This window comes from Dorea acetigenes (assembly GCF_025567385.1).
Classification (GTDB): Bacteria; Bacillota; Clostridia; order Lachnospirales; family Lachnospiraceae; genus Claveliimonas; species Claveliimonas acetigenes.
In genome coordinates this window covers 93,403-108,860 of sequence record NZ_JAOQJU010000004.1, presented here as the reverse complement: position 1 = coordinate 108,860, position 15,458 = coordinate 93,403, and the positions used below count along the sequence as shown (strand labels likewise).

Genomic DNA, 15,458 nt, shown 5'->3' with positions numbered 1-15,458 from the left:
TTTCTTCGCTACTCCTCTTACTTATCCTTGCATTTTTTGATATAGTTTCATCAATTCTGCAACACACTCTTCTTCTGTCATTTTTATGCCAAAACCATAAGCTGCCATAACTGCCTTATCATTTGCAATATGTGCTTTTCTTAATTCCACTGGCATCGTTAAAGGATCATACAAATCTGCAAGACTGCTATCTGGATATAATGCTCTTGCATCCAATATTCCTTGTGCCGATTGTTCTATTCTTTCTTTTTGTTTTTCCTGTAATTCTGGCCAAGGGAAATTATTATACACATGATTTACTGTGTAACTATAATCACTCTTTAATCTTCCACATATAGCTCTCATCCACGCCATATGTACATTAGATTCAAGTACACCAAAATGATACAATGTTCCCATTGGCATTATTCTAACTTTATCACTACATAGCACACTTTCATCCATGTATCCCATTGGTATATACCTTCTTCGTTCAGAAGATACCTGTGGTATTACTATATAGCTCCCTTTAGGGAAATTGGATACATGAAACCTTGTTGGTGTATCTGCAATTTTTCGTGTACCTGCACTTGTGCTTTGAAGTCGATACTCTCTAACAGCCTCCACTCTTTTCATACATTCTGGCAATTCTCTTAGTTCTTTTGGTGAACAGTTTCCCAAATATAAACAATATCTTGGAGTACGATTAATAAATTCTCTTGCTCCATACCATGGGTGAAAATACTTTTGAGATTTCGGCTCCTGTTTTATAAACTCCTCCATTTCTTCTTTATCAAATAAATAGTATCCCCCATCTATTGGTTTATTTCCAATTCCTATTTCCGGTACACTACAAATAGGGTGTTTTCTACTACCAACAAAAATATCGTCTGAATCAATTAAGTACGCATTAATATTTTCAGCAATTTTCATATCCCCATTCGTATCATAAATGACTTTTCTTTTATTACTTTTAGCATGGCTAAATCCTACAATTACACAATGAACATGTGCTTTTAAATTCGCCTCACTATCCCAACGGAACGTTCTATAAGCAAAATTGATATGTATCCCCATTTCAAATAATGGCTTCCAAAATATTGCAGGCTGTTCACCTTGTGTAATAGTATTGGTTGAAACAAATGCAGTAAATATATCTCTGTTCTGAATGTAATCACTTGCCTTTTTATACCAAGCTGTTACAAAATCCAAGTTTCCAAAATCCTTTATTCCATGAAATACCAGTTCCATATCCTTTTTCTGTTCTTTATTCATCCACCTAGCACCAACAAAAGGTGGATTTCCCATAATATAAGATAGACCTGTTGCTGGAATGACCTCATTCCAATCCAATCTTAAAGCATTTCCTTCTGTAATATTTACATATGTTTTCAAAGGAAGAAAATCATCATTAAATCCATAAACAATACTTTTTGTTTCTTCTAACATCTGAGATTCTGCAATCCATAGTGCTGTCTTTGCAACGGTTACTGCAAAATCATTAATTTCTATTCCGTAAAATTGCTGTATTGAGACTTTAATTGGGTTATGAGCTTCTACTAAAGTCATTTGTCCGCCAACTCTTTCACGTATCACTTCATTCTCCAAACGTCGAAGTGATAAATAAGTTTCTGTGAGGAAATTTCCAGAACCACATGCCGGATCTAGGAATGTAAGAGTTGCTAATTTATTCTGAAATTCATCCAGCTTTTTATCTTTAGTCCGCTTTACCTGAATTTGTTTTATTGCATTAAACTCTTCCTGTAAGTCCTCCAAAAAAAGTGGATCAATGACTTTATGAATATTTTCGATAGATGTATAATGCATTCCTCCAGAACGTCTGGTCTCAGGATTTAATGTAGATTCAAATACGGCTCCAAATATAGTTGGAGAAATATCACTCCAATCAAAATCTTCTGACGCTTTTGTAAGAAGTAATTCTTTAATTTCCTCTGTAAAAGGTGGTATCTCAATAGTTTCATCAGCAAATAACCCGCCATTTACATATGGAAACTGAGCAAGATCTTCCTCCAAATACTCGTCCCGATCTGATATCGGCGTATCCAATACTTTAAATAATTCTATTAATGCTCTTCGACAATCCCTTACTTCATATGTTTCCAAATAATCATGAAACATATTTCTCTTACCCAAAATTCCAGCATCTTCAGCATATAAGCAAAAGACAATCCGTACACATAAAGCATTCAGGCTCTTTAATTTATGCTCTCTTTTTTCTTTCTGTTCGGACGTTTCATCTTTTTCTTTAATATCCGGTATACGATATTGTTTTAAAAACGCATCATAAATAAGCCCAACAATATCTCCTGCTTTTATTGATACTTCCATTTCATGCGATATTGTCTTTACTTCTTTTTTTACCAAGAAATCCAACAATGGATATTTGCTTTGTAATTCATCTAAAGCAATCTTTGTCGGTTCTGGCTGTTTCTGGTTCATATCATAAATCCAAATTTCCGCAAAATTTGACGTAACAATCCACCGAGCTCTTTCATCAAAAGTCAGCTTTCCATTATATCTGTCTGCCTGTTCAAATGGAGTAAGATCAACATCTCCTGAATTCCTGATTTTCTGATCCAATGCTTTTCCAAGACTCTTCTGTTCAATAATTACTCGTGTTTCAGGAATATATACATCAATACGTTTTGTATTTCCATCAATTACAACTTTCTTTTCAAAGTTCAAACGTTCTGTCACATTATCCATTCCCAAAACGTTCGTCAATAAATCAATCCAATAAGAACGTCCATCTTCATCTTCTTTCCCTTTTCCCATCCATCGGTTTACAAATTGACGGGCAGCCTCTCTTTGTTCTGCATCTGTCATGCTTTTTTCCTCCTAAATAATCGTGCATTCACAAATCTTTCTCCGACTATTTTTACATATCATATCCACAGTATATCATAAAATTATTACAGAACAGCATTCATATATCATTATTTGTATTGTGTCTGCACACAAGGAACTTCTACCGCCAAATCATAATAATATTGATACATGATCATGTTATCTTTTGCTTCTATATACACTCTCTGAGCTTCCTTCATCAAGTTATTCCAAATATCTTTCCATTCACTAGGAGCCGAATCTAAAAACCACATATTATTAAATGACATTTCTATCGTCCCCCATAAATCATCTTCTTTACGCTCAGTTTTTATATTCATCTGCATATTTCGTGCAATTTCCAATGCATCTTTTTGTAAAAAAGTGAATTTCACTACTTTTTGAGAATCTGGAACTTTCTTAAAACGACGCATATGAGCTTCTGCCTTTTTAATAATTGTTTCCAATTGTTCATCATGCCATTTTTTATCTTCTAGTATCTCTTCTTCTGACATTTGCGCTTTTTCTTCATTAATTTCTCTTTGCATTTCTTCCAATTCACGCTGTGCAATATCATAATATTTCTTTTCAATCACCATAATCTCCCAACTCCATAAAAAAAGAAACAGTCAACATTTTCGTTACAACTGTTTCCTTTATTTTTGAAGTCCCCGGAGCATTTGTATCACTACATTCTGTTCTTTTTCATCAAGATTATTCCAAATATTCAGAACCTCTTGTTGTGATTCTGATAAGCTTACTGGAACATCCATTCCGGCAAAGAATTGTGCCATTGTTACTCCCAGTGCATCACATATCTTTTCTACAGTAGGCATAGTTGGTAAACTTTCTTTAGCAATAATTTTTCCAATCGAAGATTGAGATATACCAGTCAATTGTGACAGCCGATATTTACTCATATCACGTTTTTTACATAAAGCTATAATATTGTCCGCAATATAATCCTCTGTGCGCAAGTAAATACACCTCTTTCCGATAGTAGTTACCTTAATTGTAACTAGAAATCCGCAAAAATATTAGAGATGTATCTTACAAGTATTTACTAAGGGAAACAGTAGTATTAAAACAAAAAAAATAGAACTATATAAAGTTGTATTCCATTAATGTCAGCTTATTATCTAAATGCTCATATTCTCTTTGTATTTCTTCAATTTTATCATATAGTTTCAGCACTGTCGAACCCTTTATCATTTTATTTTCTTGGCACATCTGCCGGAATTTTTCTTTGTACTCCCGCAGTATTCTTCCTTTTTCCTCTAATTCCTCCAGTGTTTTGATTTCCTCTTTATCTGCCATGTATTTTCCTCCCAAACATAATTTTTAATACATAAGTGATAACCCTTTTTTCGCTGTTGTTCAATTACAACTTATCGCCTTTTTCTCCCATCAATCGACAATCTTCTTTTTGCTATATACATATGATATACTTCTCTTTATACAACCAATTGCTGTTGTATAGCTCACCATTTTTCCTATCTACAACACAAAAAAGTCAAGTTGTGATGGAAAGGAGGTGAGGACATGGAAATAAATTATGCACTTATAGGCAAACGTATAAGAGAATCACTATTTTATCTTATCCCAAATTCATCATCCGCTCCATCCGCCACCTTATATATGAATACCCATTCCAAATATTTGCTTTTACCGGATACTCTTTCCTGTAAACAAATACAGTGTGATATTTAACAAAATGTATTCTACACCAATTATGTATATCTTTCATATATATGTTATTTATACCATTCACCCACTGTTCTAAAGACCATATGTCTTTATCTGACACTAACTCCATTATGAACAGTACATTATAATATTGAATGACACCTACTCTCTTCCTTTCCTCTATTAACCTTTTACACAATAACCTATACTTAATGTTCATATCGTTCCTATGTCTCTCCCTCTAATCTATATTTTCCATCCTTATATACGTTATATATATAATTATTATATAGTACATATAATTGCCTGAATCATATCAATCGTCTCCGGGCCCCTTACCTCCCCCACAATAATCCGGTCCGGCCGCATACGGAGCGCCGCGCGAATCAGCTCACGGATGGGAATGGCACCCACTCCCTCCAGATTTGCATTGCGGGCTTCCATCCGTACAAGATTCGCCACGCCCATGATTCTAAGTTCCGCATTATCCTCAATTGTGATGATCCTCTCATCCTTGGGAATAAATTGGGACAATGCATTCAGAAATGTGGTCTTTCCGGATCCCGTCCCCCCGCTTATGAAAATATTGTATCCAGCGGCTACCAGAATTTTCAAAAAATCCGCCAATTCTTCATCCAGCGTCCCAAACTGTATCAACTGTTCCATCGTTATCTGCTCTCTGGGAAATTTTCTTATTGTAACAATCGGACCATTCAATGCAACCGGATACAACACTACATTGACACGCGAACCATCCGCAAGTCTTGCATCTACAATCGGTGAAGCTTCATTTACCATACGGTTAGATCCCGCCACAATCTGCTGGATCACATCCTCAAGCTTGTCCCGGGAAGCAAATCTTTTGTCCGTCAGATAAAGCCTTCCCTTCTTCTCAATAAAAATATTCTGCGTCCCGTTAATCATAATCTCCGTAATTTCATCGTCCTCAATTAACTCCTGCAAAAGATCCAGCTTACGGAACGCATTAAACAAATCTCTTCCCAAAACCGCTTTCTCCTGCAGCGGAATGTACTCTTGCCTGCTCTGTTCCTCAAGGACCCTGAAAATTAGTTCCTGCAGTTCTTCGTCCTCCACCTCTCGCGACAGGTCCAGTTTTGCAAGGATCCTGTCATATAATTGTTCTGCCTTTATCACAGGGCACCATCCTTTCCCATACTTCTCCATAACCGAGCTGGTACATAACCTGCTCAAACTGTGCCAATTTAGAAGCAGCAATCGGGTCATCCGCCGTAAGCAGATATACAGTATCACAGCTTTTAAGAATCTCGTACAAACCCTGGACGCACTCGCCTATGTCCAGAATCAGCACCTCATAAATACTGGTTCTCAAAATCTCCGAAAACAACCACAGCCATTCTTTTTCCGTCACTGCCTTAATTTCCTCCGGAAGAGAAACCGGGGGAATATAATCCAGCCGTTCCATCTGTCTGATTAAAGATGGCAGCAAAATTCCCGGATTCCCCATCCTTTGTTTTGCATAATACAAAAGCATGGACAGATTTCTCTCTGTCTTTGGAAAATGCCCGTCAATTCCTGCATAAGTCTCTAAATTCAGATAAAGAACATTCTGCTTCTTCGCCAGTTCCTTCCCCATTCTGAGCGCAAATACCGTCTGACCGGTTCGATGTACCGGAGAAAAGACTCCTATCATCTTCCCGGTTCCTTTTTTACGGACATAGAGAACATCCTCCTTCTCTTTTTCCGAAAGAATTCTCATAATCTGGCTGAACACTTCCTCCGCCGACTGATATTTGAATATACTGTTTTCATTTTTGTCTGTCGTACTGCACATCTCAGAGAGAAGCACGATTGTAACCTCTGCCGCCAGTTCTTTTCGCTGTTCAATAGGATACTTATCACTGATAAGCAGAAAATCAACCGTCAACTCCTCCTGAACTGCCCGCACCTGTTCGGGATCACTACATATTTTCACTTGAAAGGCAAGTCCCCTTTTCCCATTTAAAAATGCGGCAAGTCTGGAGGCGTAACTTTTCTCCGGATCGCAGATGACCAAATTCTTACTGCTCACTATTACCTCCTGTAAGTTCATATTCTTTTTTCTGTTTTGAATTCTTTGCCGATAAGGCTTCGGAATATCAGAACATAATCAGATTTCAACAAGATTCAACAAATTTCAACAAATCAGATACAAGTTATGACAACTTGTACGATGTATTATATCCGCACATCGCACAAATGTCTATACCTTTTTTCAAAATATGTAAACTTTGTTTGTTTTTCACGAATTTTACATAAATATATTTTTCTATTTTCGTATATGTTTTACATAATGTTGTAAAACATAATTCCGTATAAAAGCCCCACACCCGGAATTCCCAGCGCTCCCGATACCACAAAACTAACCGCATTCAATCCTACGCTCACCTGAATTTCTTTCATAGAAAGAAATTCATTTACAAAAAAAATCATTGCCATCCCAATTACTGCACGTACGAAAAAATTCACCAGAAATCCCGGTCTCCGCTCAGACATATGAAGCCCTCTTTTCGTTCTTTTTCTATACATATGTACCTTAAAAGAACTGTATGCAATAAAAAACACCGGTTACCCGATGTTTTTATTCAATCCTCACTCTCCTACAATTCTACCTCTATCTTCCGCCCTGTCCGGTGATACTGATAATACCGTACCCCCGCCGCGTCAAACATTTTCATGGATGCCTGTACGGAAGGCGTTCCTTCGTATTTATTGCTGTCGTAAATAACTTCCTTGATTCCGCTCTGGATGATTGCTTTAGCGCATTCATTGCAGGGAAACAGCGACACATAGAGCTTCGCTCCCTCCAAGCTTCCGCCGCGGTAGTTCAATATAGCATTCAGCTCGCTGTGGACGGTATATACATACTTGGTTTCCAACGGATTCTCACCCTCTCTCGCCCAGGGAAATTCATCGTCAGAACATCCTGTCGGCAACCCGTTATATCCCATAGACAAGATTTTATTGTCCTGGCTCACAATACAGCACCCCACCTGCGTATTCGGATCCTTGGAACGCTTCCCTGACAGGATCGCTACTCCCATAAAATACTCATCCCAGCTTATATAATCCTTCCGCTTGCTTCCCATCATTTTCCTCCTTCTTCCGGTTATTTTGTACCAAATATCCTGTCCCCTGCATCTCCAAGCCCCGGAACAATATAGGCATGTTCATTCAAACATTCGTCCAGCGCGCCAATATACAGATCCACATCGGGATGGTCCTTCTGCATCCTTGCAACGCCTTCCGGGGCTGCAAGAATACACATGAAGCGGATATGCTTTACGCCTTTTTCCTTCAGCATGGTGATTGCCGCTGAACTGGATCCTCCCGTCGCCAGCATCGGGTCTACCACAAAGACCTCTCTTTCATCGCAGTCGGCGGGCAATTTGCAATAGTATTCAACAGGTTTAAATGTCTCCGGGTCACGGTATAATCCGATATGTCCCACCTTAGCGGCCGGAATCATGTTCAGCATTCCATCTACCATTCCCAGACCGGCACGGAGAATCGGCACTACTGCCAGCTTCTTTCCACTCAGTTCTTTTCCCACCATTTTGCAAATTGGCGTTTCAATCTCCACATCCTGCAATTTCAGATCCCTCGTCGCCTCATAGCACATCAGCGCTGCAATTTCTCCGACTATCGACCGGAAATCTTTGGAGCCTACTTCTTTTCTGCGAATAAAATTTATTTTATGCTGAATCAACGGGTGATCCATAACATGTACCTCTGCCATCGTTTTCTTCCTCCTTACAAAGTAATCACATGGTGTCCTGCCGCCTTCAACAGCCTGTTCATTACTGCGCTTCCGATTCCTTCTGCGGCAAATGATTCGCTATAGATATAGTCCACGCCGTCGGTATCAAATTCCCGGAGAATCCCATACAGATGTCCTGCAATTGTCATCTCATCTTCCCGTGTCCCTACACATTTTACATCGCCGTATGGATAGCGTCCCACCGTCTCTTCTGTTCCAATAATCCCCACTTTAAAGCCTTCTTCTATCTTCTCCTTTACTATCTCATTAATAAAAGATACAACCTGTCCTATCTCTCCCTCCACGATACTCAGTTCGGCTTTGGGCGCATAGTGACGGTATTTCATTCCGGGGGCTTTCGGCGGCGTTTTGCTGCCTGCGTCAAGAATTGTCCGGTCCACACTCACCTCACCGATTAATTCTTCCAGCATTTCTTCCGTAACTGCTCCGGGACGCAGAATCATAGGCGGCGTAACTGTCATATCCAGAATCGTAGATTCCACCCCAATCTCTACAGCTCCGCCATCCAGAATCATCTCAATCTTCCCATTCATATCCTCTGCCACATGCTCCGCTGTGGTTGGGCTCGGCCTTCCGGATGTATTGGCGCTTGGTGCGGATACATAACCGCCTCCTGCAAGAATCAAGGCACATGCAACCTCATCAACGGGCATACGCACCGCTACCGTATCAAGTCCTCCTGTCGTAGGATATGGGACAATCTCACTTTTTTCAAAAATCATAGTCAGCGGTCCCGGCCAAAATTTTTCTGCAATCACCTTTGCCTGTTCCGGTATCTCCTTTACAATTGCCGGAAGATCTTCCATCCGCGCAATATGTACAATCAGCGGATTATCAGACGGTCTTCCCTTTGCGGCATAGGTCTTTCTGGCTGCCTCTTCATCCAGCGCATTTGCCCCAAGCCCATATACGGTCTCCGTCGGGAATGCCACCAGACCACCTTTTTTTAAAATATCTCCGGCTTCACAGAGAATTTTTTTATTCAGTTTGTTTCTGTCTATTTTTTCTATTCTCGTCTTCATGTTTTCCATTATAGCATTATTTTCCCAGATAGTCGAGAATTCCCTGGCATATCGCTCCCGCTATTTTATCCTGATATTCCTCTGTAATCAGAAGTTCCGCCTCCTTCCAGTTGCTTAAAAAACCGCACTCCACAATAATAGTCGGAACTTCCGTTCGCTTCAGCAGATAATAGGTGTCATTCGCCTTCGCCTGCCTGGTATTTTCAGCATTACATGCAAGCATCGCCTTCTGCATAACATCTGCGGCCGCCTTACCTTCTTCAGAATGACTGTAATAAAACACCTGCGCTCCCGACACATTTTCTTCATGGTAACTGTTCTGGTGAATACTCACGGCAAGCCGCGGCGACTCTTTGTTAATCAGCGCAACCCTTGCTTTCATATCTTCTATTTTCTTATTGGACGCCCCTTCTTCCGCCAGCGATGTATCATCCTTCCTTGTCATAACCACCTGAATTCCTTTCTCTTTCAAGAGCCCTTCTACCTTTTTCGCAATCGCCAGATTAATGTCTTTCTCCTTCGCTTCATTCACGCCTACTTTGCCGGGATCAGAATCTCCGTGTCCAGCATCCAGAACCACCAGCTCGCTTGATTTCCCTACCTGTGCAGAAGCCACATACCTGGTAATATTTCTGCTGGCAGCAATCAGCCCCGCCAGAAATAAAACCGCCAGAATAAATTCTGCTTTTTGACGCAAAAAAACATCCCCTAACAGTCTATATTGGTTAAATATATTCCTGTCAGGGGACATTTATTAAACTAATTCACATATTTCAAAATCAAATCCCAGATTTCAGTCTTCTCATATCCAAGACGCCATGCTGCGCTTCCCGCCAGTCCGTACTCTTTTATAAGCTGCAGTTTCGGCTCAAGGGAACTTGCGTCCTCAACCCACACTTCATAAGTACTTCCTTCGGATTCCCACGTCGCATAATTCTGCTTAACTTCGTCATCCCATGTCGGTGTAACTCCAACCTGAGAAAGTATATTCTCTACTTCCGTCATGCTGTAAGCCTCACTCTCCACATTCATGGAATATTCCGCACTCTCCGTTCCTTCCTGCTGCCTGAGTTCCTCGGCCGTTTTCGCCGTCTCTTTCCATACTCTCGTAAAGAACGGCACCGCATTAATCACTTTCTCGGCAGGGACTTCCTTTAATGTCTGCTCAATACCTTCTTTGACAAAATTGTAAGATGCAACCGGTCCTGCTTCCGGTGAACCTGCGTAATGCTCATCGTACCCCATAATGATTACATAGTCAGCAAAAACTCCCTGCTCTTTCCTGTGATACTGCTGGTTATACGCCTGCGGAACATAATTGTCCACAGAAAGAACCAGCCCGTTCTGCCGGCACTTGACAGATAATTCACGGATAAACTGAATATAATGTTCTCCGCATTCTGTAGAAATTTTTTCAAAATCCACATTAATTCCATCAAGCCCTACCTGCAATGCTGCCGCAATCAACTGATTTATCAGATTATCACGGTTAGACGTATGGCTCAGCAGTTCATAAGATTCTTCCTGGGAATTAATACCTCCGTCAAAATCGCGGATTGAAGCCCACACTTCAATATTGGACTGATGCGCATAATTTACATAATCCGCGCTGGAAATTGACTCCAGATTACCCGCCGTATCCGCCACATGGAACCAAGTCGGCGAAATCGTAGTCAGACCCTTTGTCTGCGCAATCATCTCCAGTACACTGCTGTTAGCATCTGTATTTGTCACATTGTGCCATGCCATATTAATGGTATAATCCTTAGAAATACTGGTATAATCCGGTTCTTCAAAGCCTCTGTCAATCTTCTCCGTCTTCTCTTTTTTAAGAGCGCTCTCTTTTATATATCCGATAAAGCCGTCCTCTGTCCGAACCTTCTTCCAACTTCCTTCTGTTTCAATGACCGTAACAACTTCCTTTTTCTCAACATCTGTGAGAACCGGACTCTTGACGCCTCCCTGATAACGTACCTGCGTATCACGCTTCACTTCAGCAACCGTCGTCGTGCCTGTCTCTGTACAGATCATAACCCGTCCCGGATTGTCATAGACCTCATAATCCATGTCGGTATACTGCTTCACAAAGTCAAGGGCAATATAAGCAGTACTTCCTTCCGTTCTCAGTATAGTATAATCCACACTGTTTTTTGCTTTTGATACTGAATATTCTTTGTTACCCACTCCCACTGAAACCACATCGTTGGGCAAAGTGTAAAGCAAGGTATTTTCATTCGGATCCCAATAAAATCTTTCATTGATATAGTCACGTACAAGACTGTATTCCACATAAGCCTTGCCGTCAGAAAGCATTCCTCCCGGTTCAAGAATCCCATTATTTACAACAACTGCAAGCTGATTTTCACTTTTTATTCCATAATATTCATCCAAATCCGCTCTTTCTTTTGAAGGGCCATACCGTCTCCACAAAAATAATGCTGCAATAATACCTACTATTATTATAAATGTAAAAATTCCCTTCAGAATGATGGTTCTCTGACGTCTTCTTTTGGCTTGTGACCGTCTACGGCGAGCTAACTCTCTCCGTCCCTGATCATCCATACTGCACCTCCTACATTTGTGTTCCGCACTCTCGCGTTTCCCTACGCTCCGAACGCCACTTCGGAAGCCCTGCTTCCTCAGTGTTCGTTGCACTCACATAAGACCTTAGAAATCCTCTTGCCCGCAAGCGGGCAGACGGATTTCTTTCGGTCTTGCGTTCGTCGCTATGCGTTCATTATATCAACATTTGGGGGTTCCGTCATTAATTATTTCGACATTTTAATAATATTTTAAGAGGGATATTTACATATCAGTATCATTTTATCATATAAAAATAAAGTGCTTTTAAATCTCCCCTTTCATTCAAAACATAATCTCGCATATAGCCGGATTCTTCCTTTACCATATGTGCCTTAACAATCTGTGTCGGACTTGCCGGTTTCCCATCCATCGCCATGTATACTCCCCTTTTTTCATACTGGTTCAGTTCCCGAAACATATCCTGGAACACTTGTGTTTCTTCCGGCATAACCTTCTCCTGTTCCCAATGTATTGTTAGCATGTTCAGATTCTCGGCATATTTTCAAATTTTTCCATTGGAAGTGCGTGATATGATTTTCCCTGAAAAATACCGAACCTTGCAGAAAATAGTATCATACATTGATATTATAAAAATTAGTTCTAAAAATCTGCTGATATTTGTCTGATTTGACTCTTGTTGAAAATTAAATTGACCATTATAATGACCTTACGCTGATATTCATACATCGGCGGTGCCGACATATTGATAGAACTGAAAAGATTCCTCTCTCTTGTTCTAGGAACACTGCTATTGGGGAATACTATTTTCTGTACGACTATTATATATGATTCTTTATGTAAACGCAAGCGTTTTTTTATTTTTATTTTATTGAACTATGATTATGCTCTATGCTATACTGTGTTAAAAGGAAGTGATGATTATGAAAATTGAGAAAATTAACGATAATCAGATACGTTGTACTCTTACACGTGCTGATCTGGCGGCCCGCGAACTCAGACTCAGCGAACTAGCCTACGGAACTGAAAAAGCAAAATCACTTTTCCATGATATGATGCAGCAAGCAGCCTTTGAGTTTGGCTTCGAGGCAGATGACATACCGCTTATGATAGAAGCGATTCCTGCCTCTGCCGATTCCATTGTGCTGATAATTACTAAAGTCGAAGATCCTGATGAGCTCGACACCAGATTTTCAAAGTTTGCACCGGCATTATCCGGCGATTCGCACGGCAGAGAGGAAAGCCCGCTTTCTAAATTGGAAGGCGCTGAAGAACTTTTCAACCTGCTGAATAAAGTCAAGGAATCTCTTCCTGAGAAGAAGGAAACCGGCGATTCTTCTGAAAAGGACAATAAGCCAAAGAAACCGGCTCTTCGCCTCTTTTCATTCGCCACAATGGATAGCGTGATACATGCCGCCAAATTATTAGATGGAATGTACTTTGGATCCAACACTTTATATAAAGATACCGGGATGGGGTTGTACCTTCTTGCCCTGACGCAGTCAGACCATACGACAAATGATTTTAACCGTATCTGCAATATGCTGTCTGAATATGGTTCTATGGAAAAGTCTTCTGGTGCTGCTCTGGCATTCCTGGAAGAACATTGCGAGCTTCTGATTTCCACACATGCCGTTCAGCAGCTTGCTGCTTTATAAAGATGATTGCGCCTCGTGCGCATCACTGCACGAAGTGCATTTTATATAACAGGGAATTCCTTTGGAATTCCCTGTTATATAAAACAAGGCGGGATATCCACATCCCGCCTCATTTATTATGCATTCAGAAATGCATTAATCTTTTCTTCTAATAAATCAGCATCGATTCCGTGTACCATTGCCGCTTCTGCAAGTGTCTCTGCCTGCGCAGAAGGACAACCCAGACAATGCATTCCGACTTCCATAAGAAGCGGTGCAACTTCCGGAGTGGTAGTAACGATTTCACCAATCGTCATATCCTTTGTTACCTTTGCCATCATTACGCCTCCTTTGTATACCGTGGTAATCTATATTATATCCGCTTTTTTTCATTGTGTAAACATTTAAAATGAATTTCCATTTAATTTTTGATTATTTAAAAGTCAATAAATCTTTCCATTTTTTTCGACAAAATCATAATTTCATTATTTCTTCACAAAACATTTGTTCCATTTTTTTCATTAAGTAATCCACCAAAATCCCCTCTTTTTCTGTGGATAATGGGGATAAGTTTTAGAAAATGTCAGTTTTTCCACCTTTTTCATTGGTTTCGATGTGGATAACTTGGATAAGTGGTATTTACATTTTTTTACAGCATTTTACATTTTTGTGTAATTTGTACAAATATTCGATTTTTGAAATATTACATAATTTTTGATGCTTTTTTAAAGTACTCTTCTTACTGTTTTGATGTTCATACACGTAGCAGAAAGAATTCCGATTCCCTTTGATGGATTAATTGCATTTACAATCTGCCCGTCCCCTATATAGATTCCTACATGTCCTTCATACAAAATCAGATCGCCAGGCATTGCCTCTTCATAGCTGATACCCGTTCCGGAAGATTCCTGATCCCAGGTAGTTCTCGGCAGGCTGATTCCGAATTGCGCATACACAGTCTGTACAAATCCGGAACAATCTGCACCATTTGTAAGGCTTGTCCCGCCCCACACATAAGGATTTCCGATAAATTGACATGCGTAATCGACAATTTGCTGTCCAAGAGACGCATTTGCAGCTTGTTCTGCTGCCAGCCTTTCTTCTTCTGCAGCAGCCGCCGCTTCTGCTTCCTGTCTAAGCCGCTCTTCTTCTTCCTCACGAGACTCTGCGTATGAAAATGCATATTCCGGCTCATTTGCCACTTCTACAGAAGCATTCTGTATCAGCTCCTGCGCTTTTTGTTCTGCACTGTTTCCTATTGTAATATATTTTGTGCAGACGTAACCGGTAACTGTACCGGATTGTACCTTCGTCCATTCTCCCACCGGACCTATAATCTTCGCAGCATAATCCGGGTACAGTTTACCAAGCCACTCACTTTCTTTCGTCGGTTCGCTCCGTATAAACAGAAACGTATCTGAATCTACATTTGCGAACGCCATATCTAAATACTCACCTTTTTCTGTTGGTACCAGATAACTCTCCACATCAATCTGCCCATCGGCAGCATAACAGTCATTCAGCACCTCTTCGATTCCCACACCGGGCATTGCCGATGCATCCTCATCGGCAGCTTCCGCTTTCTCCCCGGGAACCGATATTGCTCCAAATAAAGTAACCAGAAACAATCCTTTCTTAAGATTAGAATTCATAAACAACCTCCTTATATACGTTTATGTTTTCTTATCTTTTGTAAATATTACAGAATTGTTACAAATGTTACGCCGTTATTATATCAACGCAAATTCGGGCTGTCAAGGCATTTATCCGAAATTTTATCTTCAAATTATTATCTTTTTCTTAAATAAACAGACTTTTACTGTATTAATTTGTTACAAAATGTTACAATAACGCCGATACAAAAAAGAAAAATATATTGACACTTCCGTCAAATTCATTTATTATAACAATGATAGTAATTGTTATTGTTATTAACAGAGGGAGGAT

General features: G+C 40.0%; 15 protein-coding genes and 1 pseudogene. 1 reads left to right on the top strand and 15 read right to left on the bottom strand.

Features of this window, described 5'->3' with window-relative positions; translation table 11 throughout:
* Positions 1 to 21 precede the first annotated feature (21 nt).
* The 13 genes and pseudogenes from OCV99_RS06100 to OCV99_RS06040 form a co-directional block, all read right to left on the bottom strand.
* A complete protein-coding gene (locus tag OCV99_RS06100; RefSeq protein WP_055150158.1) occupies positions 22 to 2,826 on the bottom strand; it encodes a DNA methyltransferase in 2,805 nt (934 codons plus the stop codon).
* 110 nt (positions 2,827 to 2,936) lie between these two features.
* On the bottom strand, positions 2,937 to 3,425 hold the full coding sequence (locus OCV99_RS06095; RefSeq protein ID WP_055150161.1) for a hypothetical protein: 489 nt from the start codon (positions 3,423 to 3,425) through the stop codon (positions 2,937 to 2,939).
* A gap of 57 nt (positions 3,426 to 3,482) precedes the next feature.
* A complete protein-coding gene (locus OCV99_RS06090; protein ID WP_013976760.1) occupies positions 3,483 to 3,803 on the bottom strand; it encodes a helix-turn-helix domain-containing protein in 321 nt (106 codons plus the stop codon).
* Positions 3,804 to 3,927: 124 nt separating this feature from the next.
* A complete protein-coding gene (locus OCV99_RS06085; protein ID WP_015525605.1) occupies positions 3,928 to 4,143 on the bottom strand; it encodes a hypothetical protein in 216 nt (71 codons plus the stop codon).
* A 669-nt stretch (positions 4,144 to 4,812) separates the two neighbouring features.
* Positions 4,813 to 5,667 (bottom strand): annotated as a pseudogene (locus OCV99_RS06080) (CpaF family protein); the annotation flags it as partial.
* Positions 5,642 to 6,562, bottom strand: a complete 921-nt coding sequence (locus OCV99_RS06075) for a P-loop NTPase family protein (RefSeq protein ID WP_158369161.1) — start codon at positions 6,560 to 6,562, stop codon at positions 5,642 to 5,644. The gene OCV99_RS06075 and the pseudogene OCV99_RS06080, both read right to left, overlap by 26 nt.
* A 254-nt stretch (positions 6,563 to 6,816) precedes the next feature.
* Positions 6,817 to 7,026 (bottom strand): pro-sigmaK processing inhibitor BofA family protein, encoded by a 210-nt coding sequence (locus OCV99_RS06070; protein ID WP_158369159.1) that lies wholly within the window; start codon positions 7,024 to 7,026, stop codon positions 6,817 to 6,819.
* A gap of 104 nt (positions 7,027 to 7,130) precedes the next feature.
* Complete coding sequence (locus OCV99_RS06065; protein WP_158369157.1) at positions 7,131 to 7,619, bottom strand: deoxycytidylate deaminase; 489 nt, start codon at positions 7,617 to 7,619, stop codon at positions 7,131 to 7,133.
* Between the two features lie 20 nt (positions 7,620 to 7,639).
* Positions 7,640 to 8,269, bottom strand: coding sequence for a uracil phosphoribosyltransferase (upp, locus tag OCV99_RS06060; protein ID WP_158369155.1), 630 nt, complete (start codon positions 8,267 to 8,269; stop codon positions 7,640 to 7,642).
* 14 nt (positions 8,270 to 8,283) lie between these two features.
* Complete coding sequence (locus tag OCV99_RS06055; protein ID WP_317247843.1) at positions 8,284 to 9,342, bottom strand: L-threonylcarbamoyladenylate synthase; 1,059 nt, start codon at positions 9,340 to 9,342, stop codon at positions 8,284 to 8,286.
* A 7-nt stretch (positions 9,343 to 9,349) separates the two neighbouring features.
* Positions 9,350 to 10,030, bottom strand: a complete 681-nt coding sequence (locus tag OCV99_RS06050; protein ID WP_158369151.1) for an N-acetylmuramoyl-L-alanine amidase — start codon at positions 10,028 to 10,030, stop codon at positions 9,350 to 9,352.
* Between the two features lie 62 nt (positions 10,031 to 10,092).
* Positions 10,093 to 11,895, bottom strand: a complete 1,803-nt coding sequence (locus OCV99_RS06045; RefSeq protein WP_158369149.1) for a glycosyl hydrolase family 18 protein — start codon at positions 11,893 to 11,895, stop codon at positions 10,093 to 10,095.
* A gap of 256 nt (positions 11,896 to 12,151) precedes the next feature.
* On the bottom strand, positions 12,152 to 12,364 hold the full coding sequence (locus tag OCV99_RS06040) for a hypothetical protein (protein WP_158369270.1): 213 nt from the start codon (positions 12,362 to 12,364) through the stop codon (positions 12,152 to 12,154).
* A 433-nt stretch (positions 12,365 to 12,797) separates the two neighbouring features.
* Between OCV99_RS06040 and OCV99_RS06035 the strand changes: the two genes are divergently transcribed.
* Complete coding sequence (locus OCV99_RS06035) at positions 12,798 to 13,532, top strand: adaptor protein MecA (protein WP_158369147.1); 735 nt, start codon at positions 12,798 to 12,800, stop codon at positions 13,530 to 13,532.
* 116 nt (positions 13,533 to 13,648) lie between these two features.
* Here OCV99_RS06035 and OCV99_RS06030 read toward each other — a convergent pair whose 3' ends face one another.
* Both OCV99_RS06030 and OCV99_RS06025 read right to left on the bottom strand, forming a co-directional pair.
* Complete coding sequence (locus tag OCV99_RS06030) at positions 13,649 to 13,852, bottom strand: DUF1858 domain-containing protein (RefSeq protein WP_158369145.1); 204 nt, start codon at positions 13,850 to 13,852, stop codon at positions 13,649 to 13,651.
* Positions 13,853 to 14,236: 384 nt separating this feature from the next.
* Positions 14,237 to 15,163: a C40 family peptidase gene (locus OCV99_RS06025; RefSeq protein ID WP_158369143.1), complete on the bottom strand. Its 927-nt coding sequence runs from the start codon at positions 15,161 to 15,163 to the stop codon at positions 14,237 to 14,239.
* Positions 15,164 to 15,458 lie beyond the last annotated feature (295 nt).

What these genes read in the sequence shown, in the direction of transcription:
- OCV99_RS06100 (WP_055150158.1), bottom strand. Translation starts at nt 2,826, where the DNA reads ATGACAGATGCAGAACAAAGAGAGGCTGCCCGTCAATTTGTAAACCGA.
- OCV99_RS06095 (WP_055150161.1), bottom strand. Translation starts at nt 3,425, where the DNA reads ATGGTGATTGAAAAGAAATATTATGATATTGCACAGCGTGAATTGGAA.
- OCV99_RS06085 (WP_015525605.1), bottom strand. Translation starts at nt 4,143, where the DNA reads ATGGCAGATAAAGAGGAAATCAAAACACTGGAGGAATTAGAGGAAAAA.
- OCV99_RS06070 (WP_158369159.1), bottom strand. Translation starts at nt 7,026, where the DNA reads ATGTCTGAGCGGAGACCGGGATTTCTGGTGAATTTTTTCGTACGTGCA.
- OCV99_RS06065 (WP_158369157.1), bottom strand. Translation starts at nt 7,619, where the DNA reads ATGGGAAGCAAGCGGAAGGATTATATAAGCTGGGATGAGTATTTTATG.
- upp (WP_158369155.1), bottom strand. Translation starts at nt 8,269, where the DNA reads ATGGCAGAGGTACATGTTATGGATCACCCGTTGATTCAGCATAAAATA.
- OCV99_RS06055 (WP_317247843.1), bottom strand. Translation starts at nt 9,342, where the DNA reads ATGGAAAACATGAAGACGAGAATAGAAAAAATAGACAGAAACAAACTG.
- OCV99_RS06045 (WP_158369149.1), bottom strand. Translation starts at nt 11,895, where the DNA reads ATGGATGATCAGGGACGGAGAGAGTTAGCTCGCCGTAGACGGTCACAA.
- OCV99_RS06040 (WP_158369270.1), bottom strand. Translation starts at nt 12,364, where the DNA reads ATGCCGGAAGAAACACAAGTGTTCCAGGATATGTTTCGGGAACTGAAC.
- OCV99_RS06035 (WP_158369147.1), top strand. Translation starts at nt 12,798, where the DNA reads ATGAAAATTGAGAAAATTAACGATAATCAGATACGTTGTACTCTTACA.
- OCV99_RS06030 (WP_158369145.1), bottom strand. Translation starts at nt 13,852, where the DNA reads ATGATGGCAAAGGTAACAAAGGATATGACGATTGGTGAAATCGTTACT.
- OCV99_RS06025 (WP_158369143.1), bottom strand. Translation starts at nt 15,163, where the DNA reads ATGAATTCTAATCTTAAGAAAGGATTGTTTCTGGTTACTTTATTTGGA.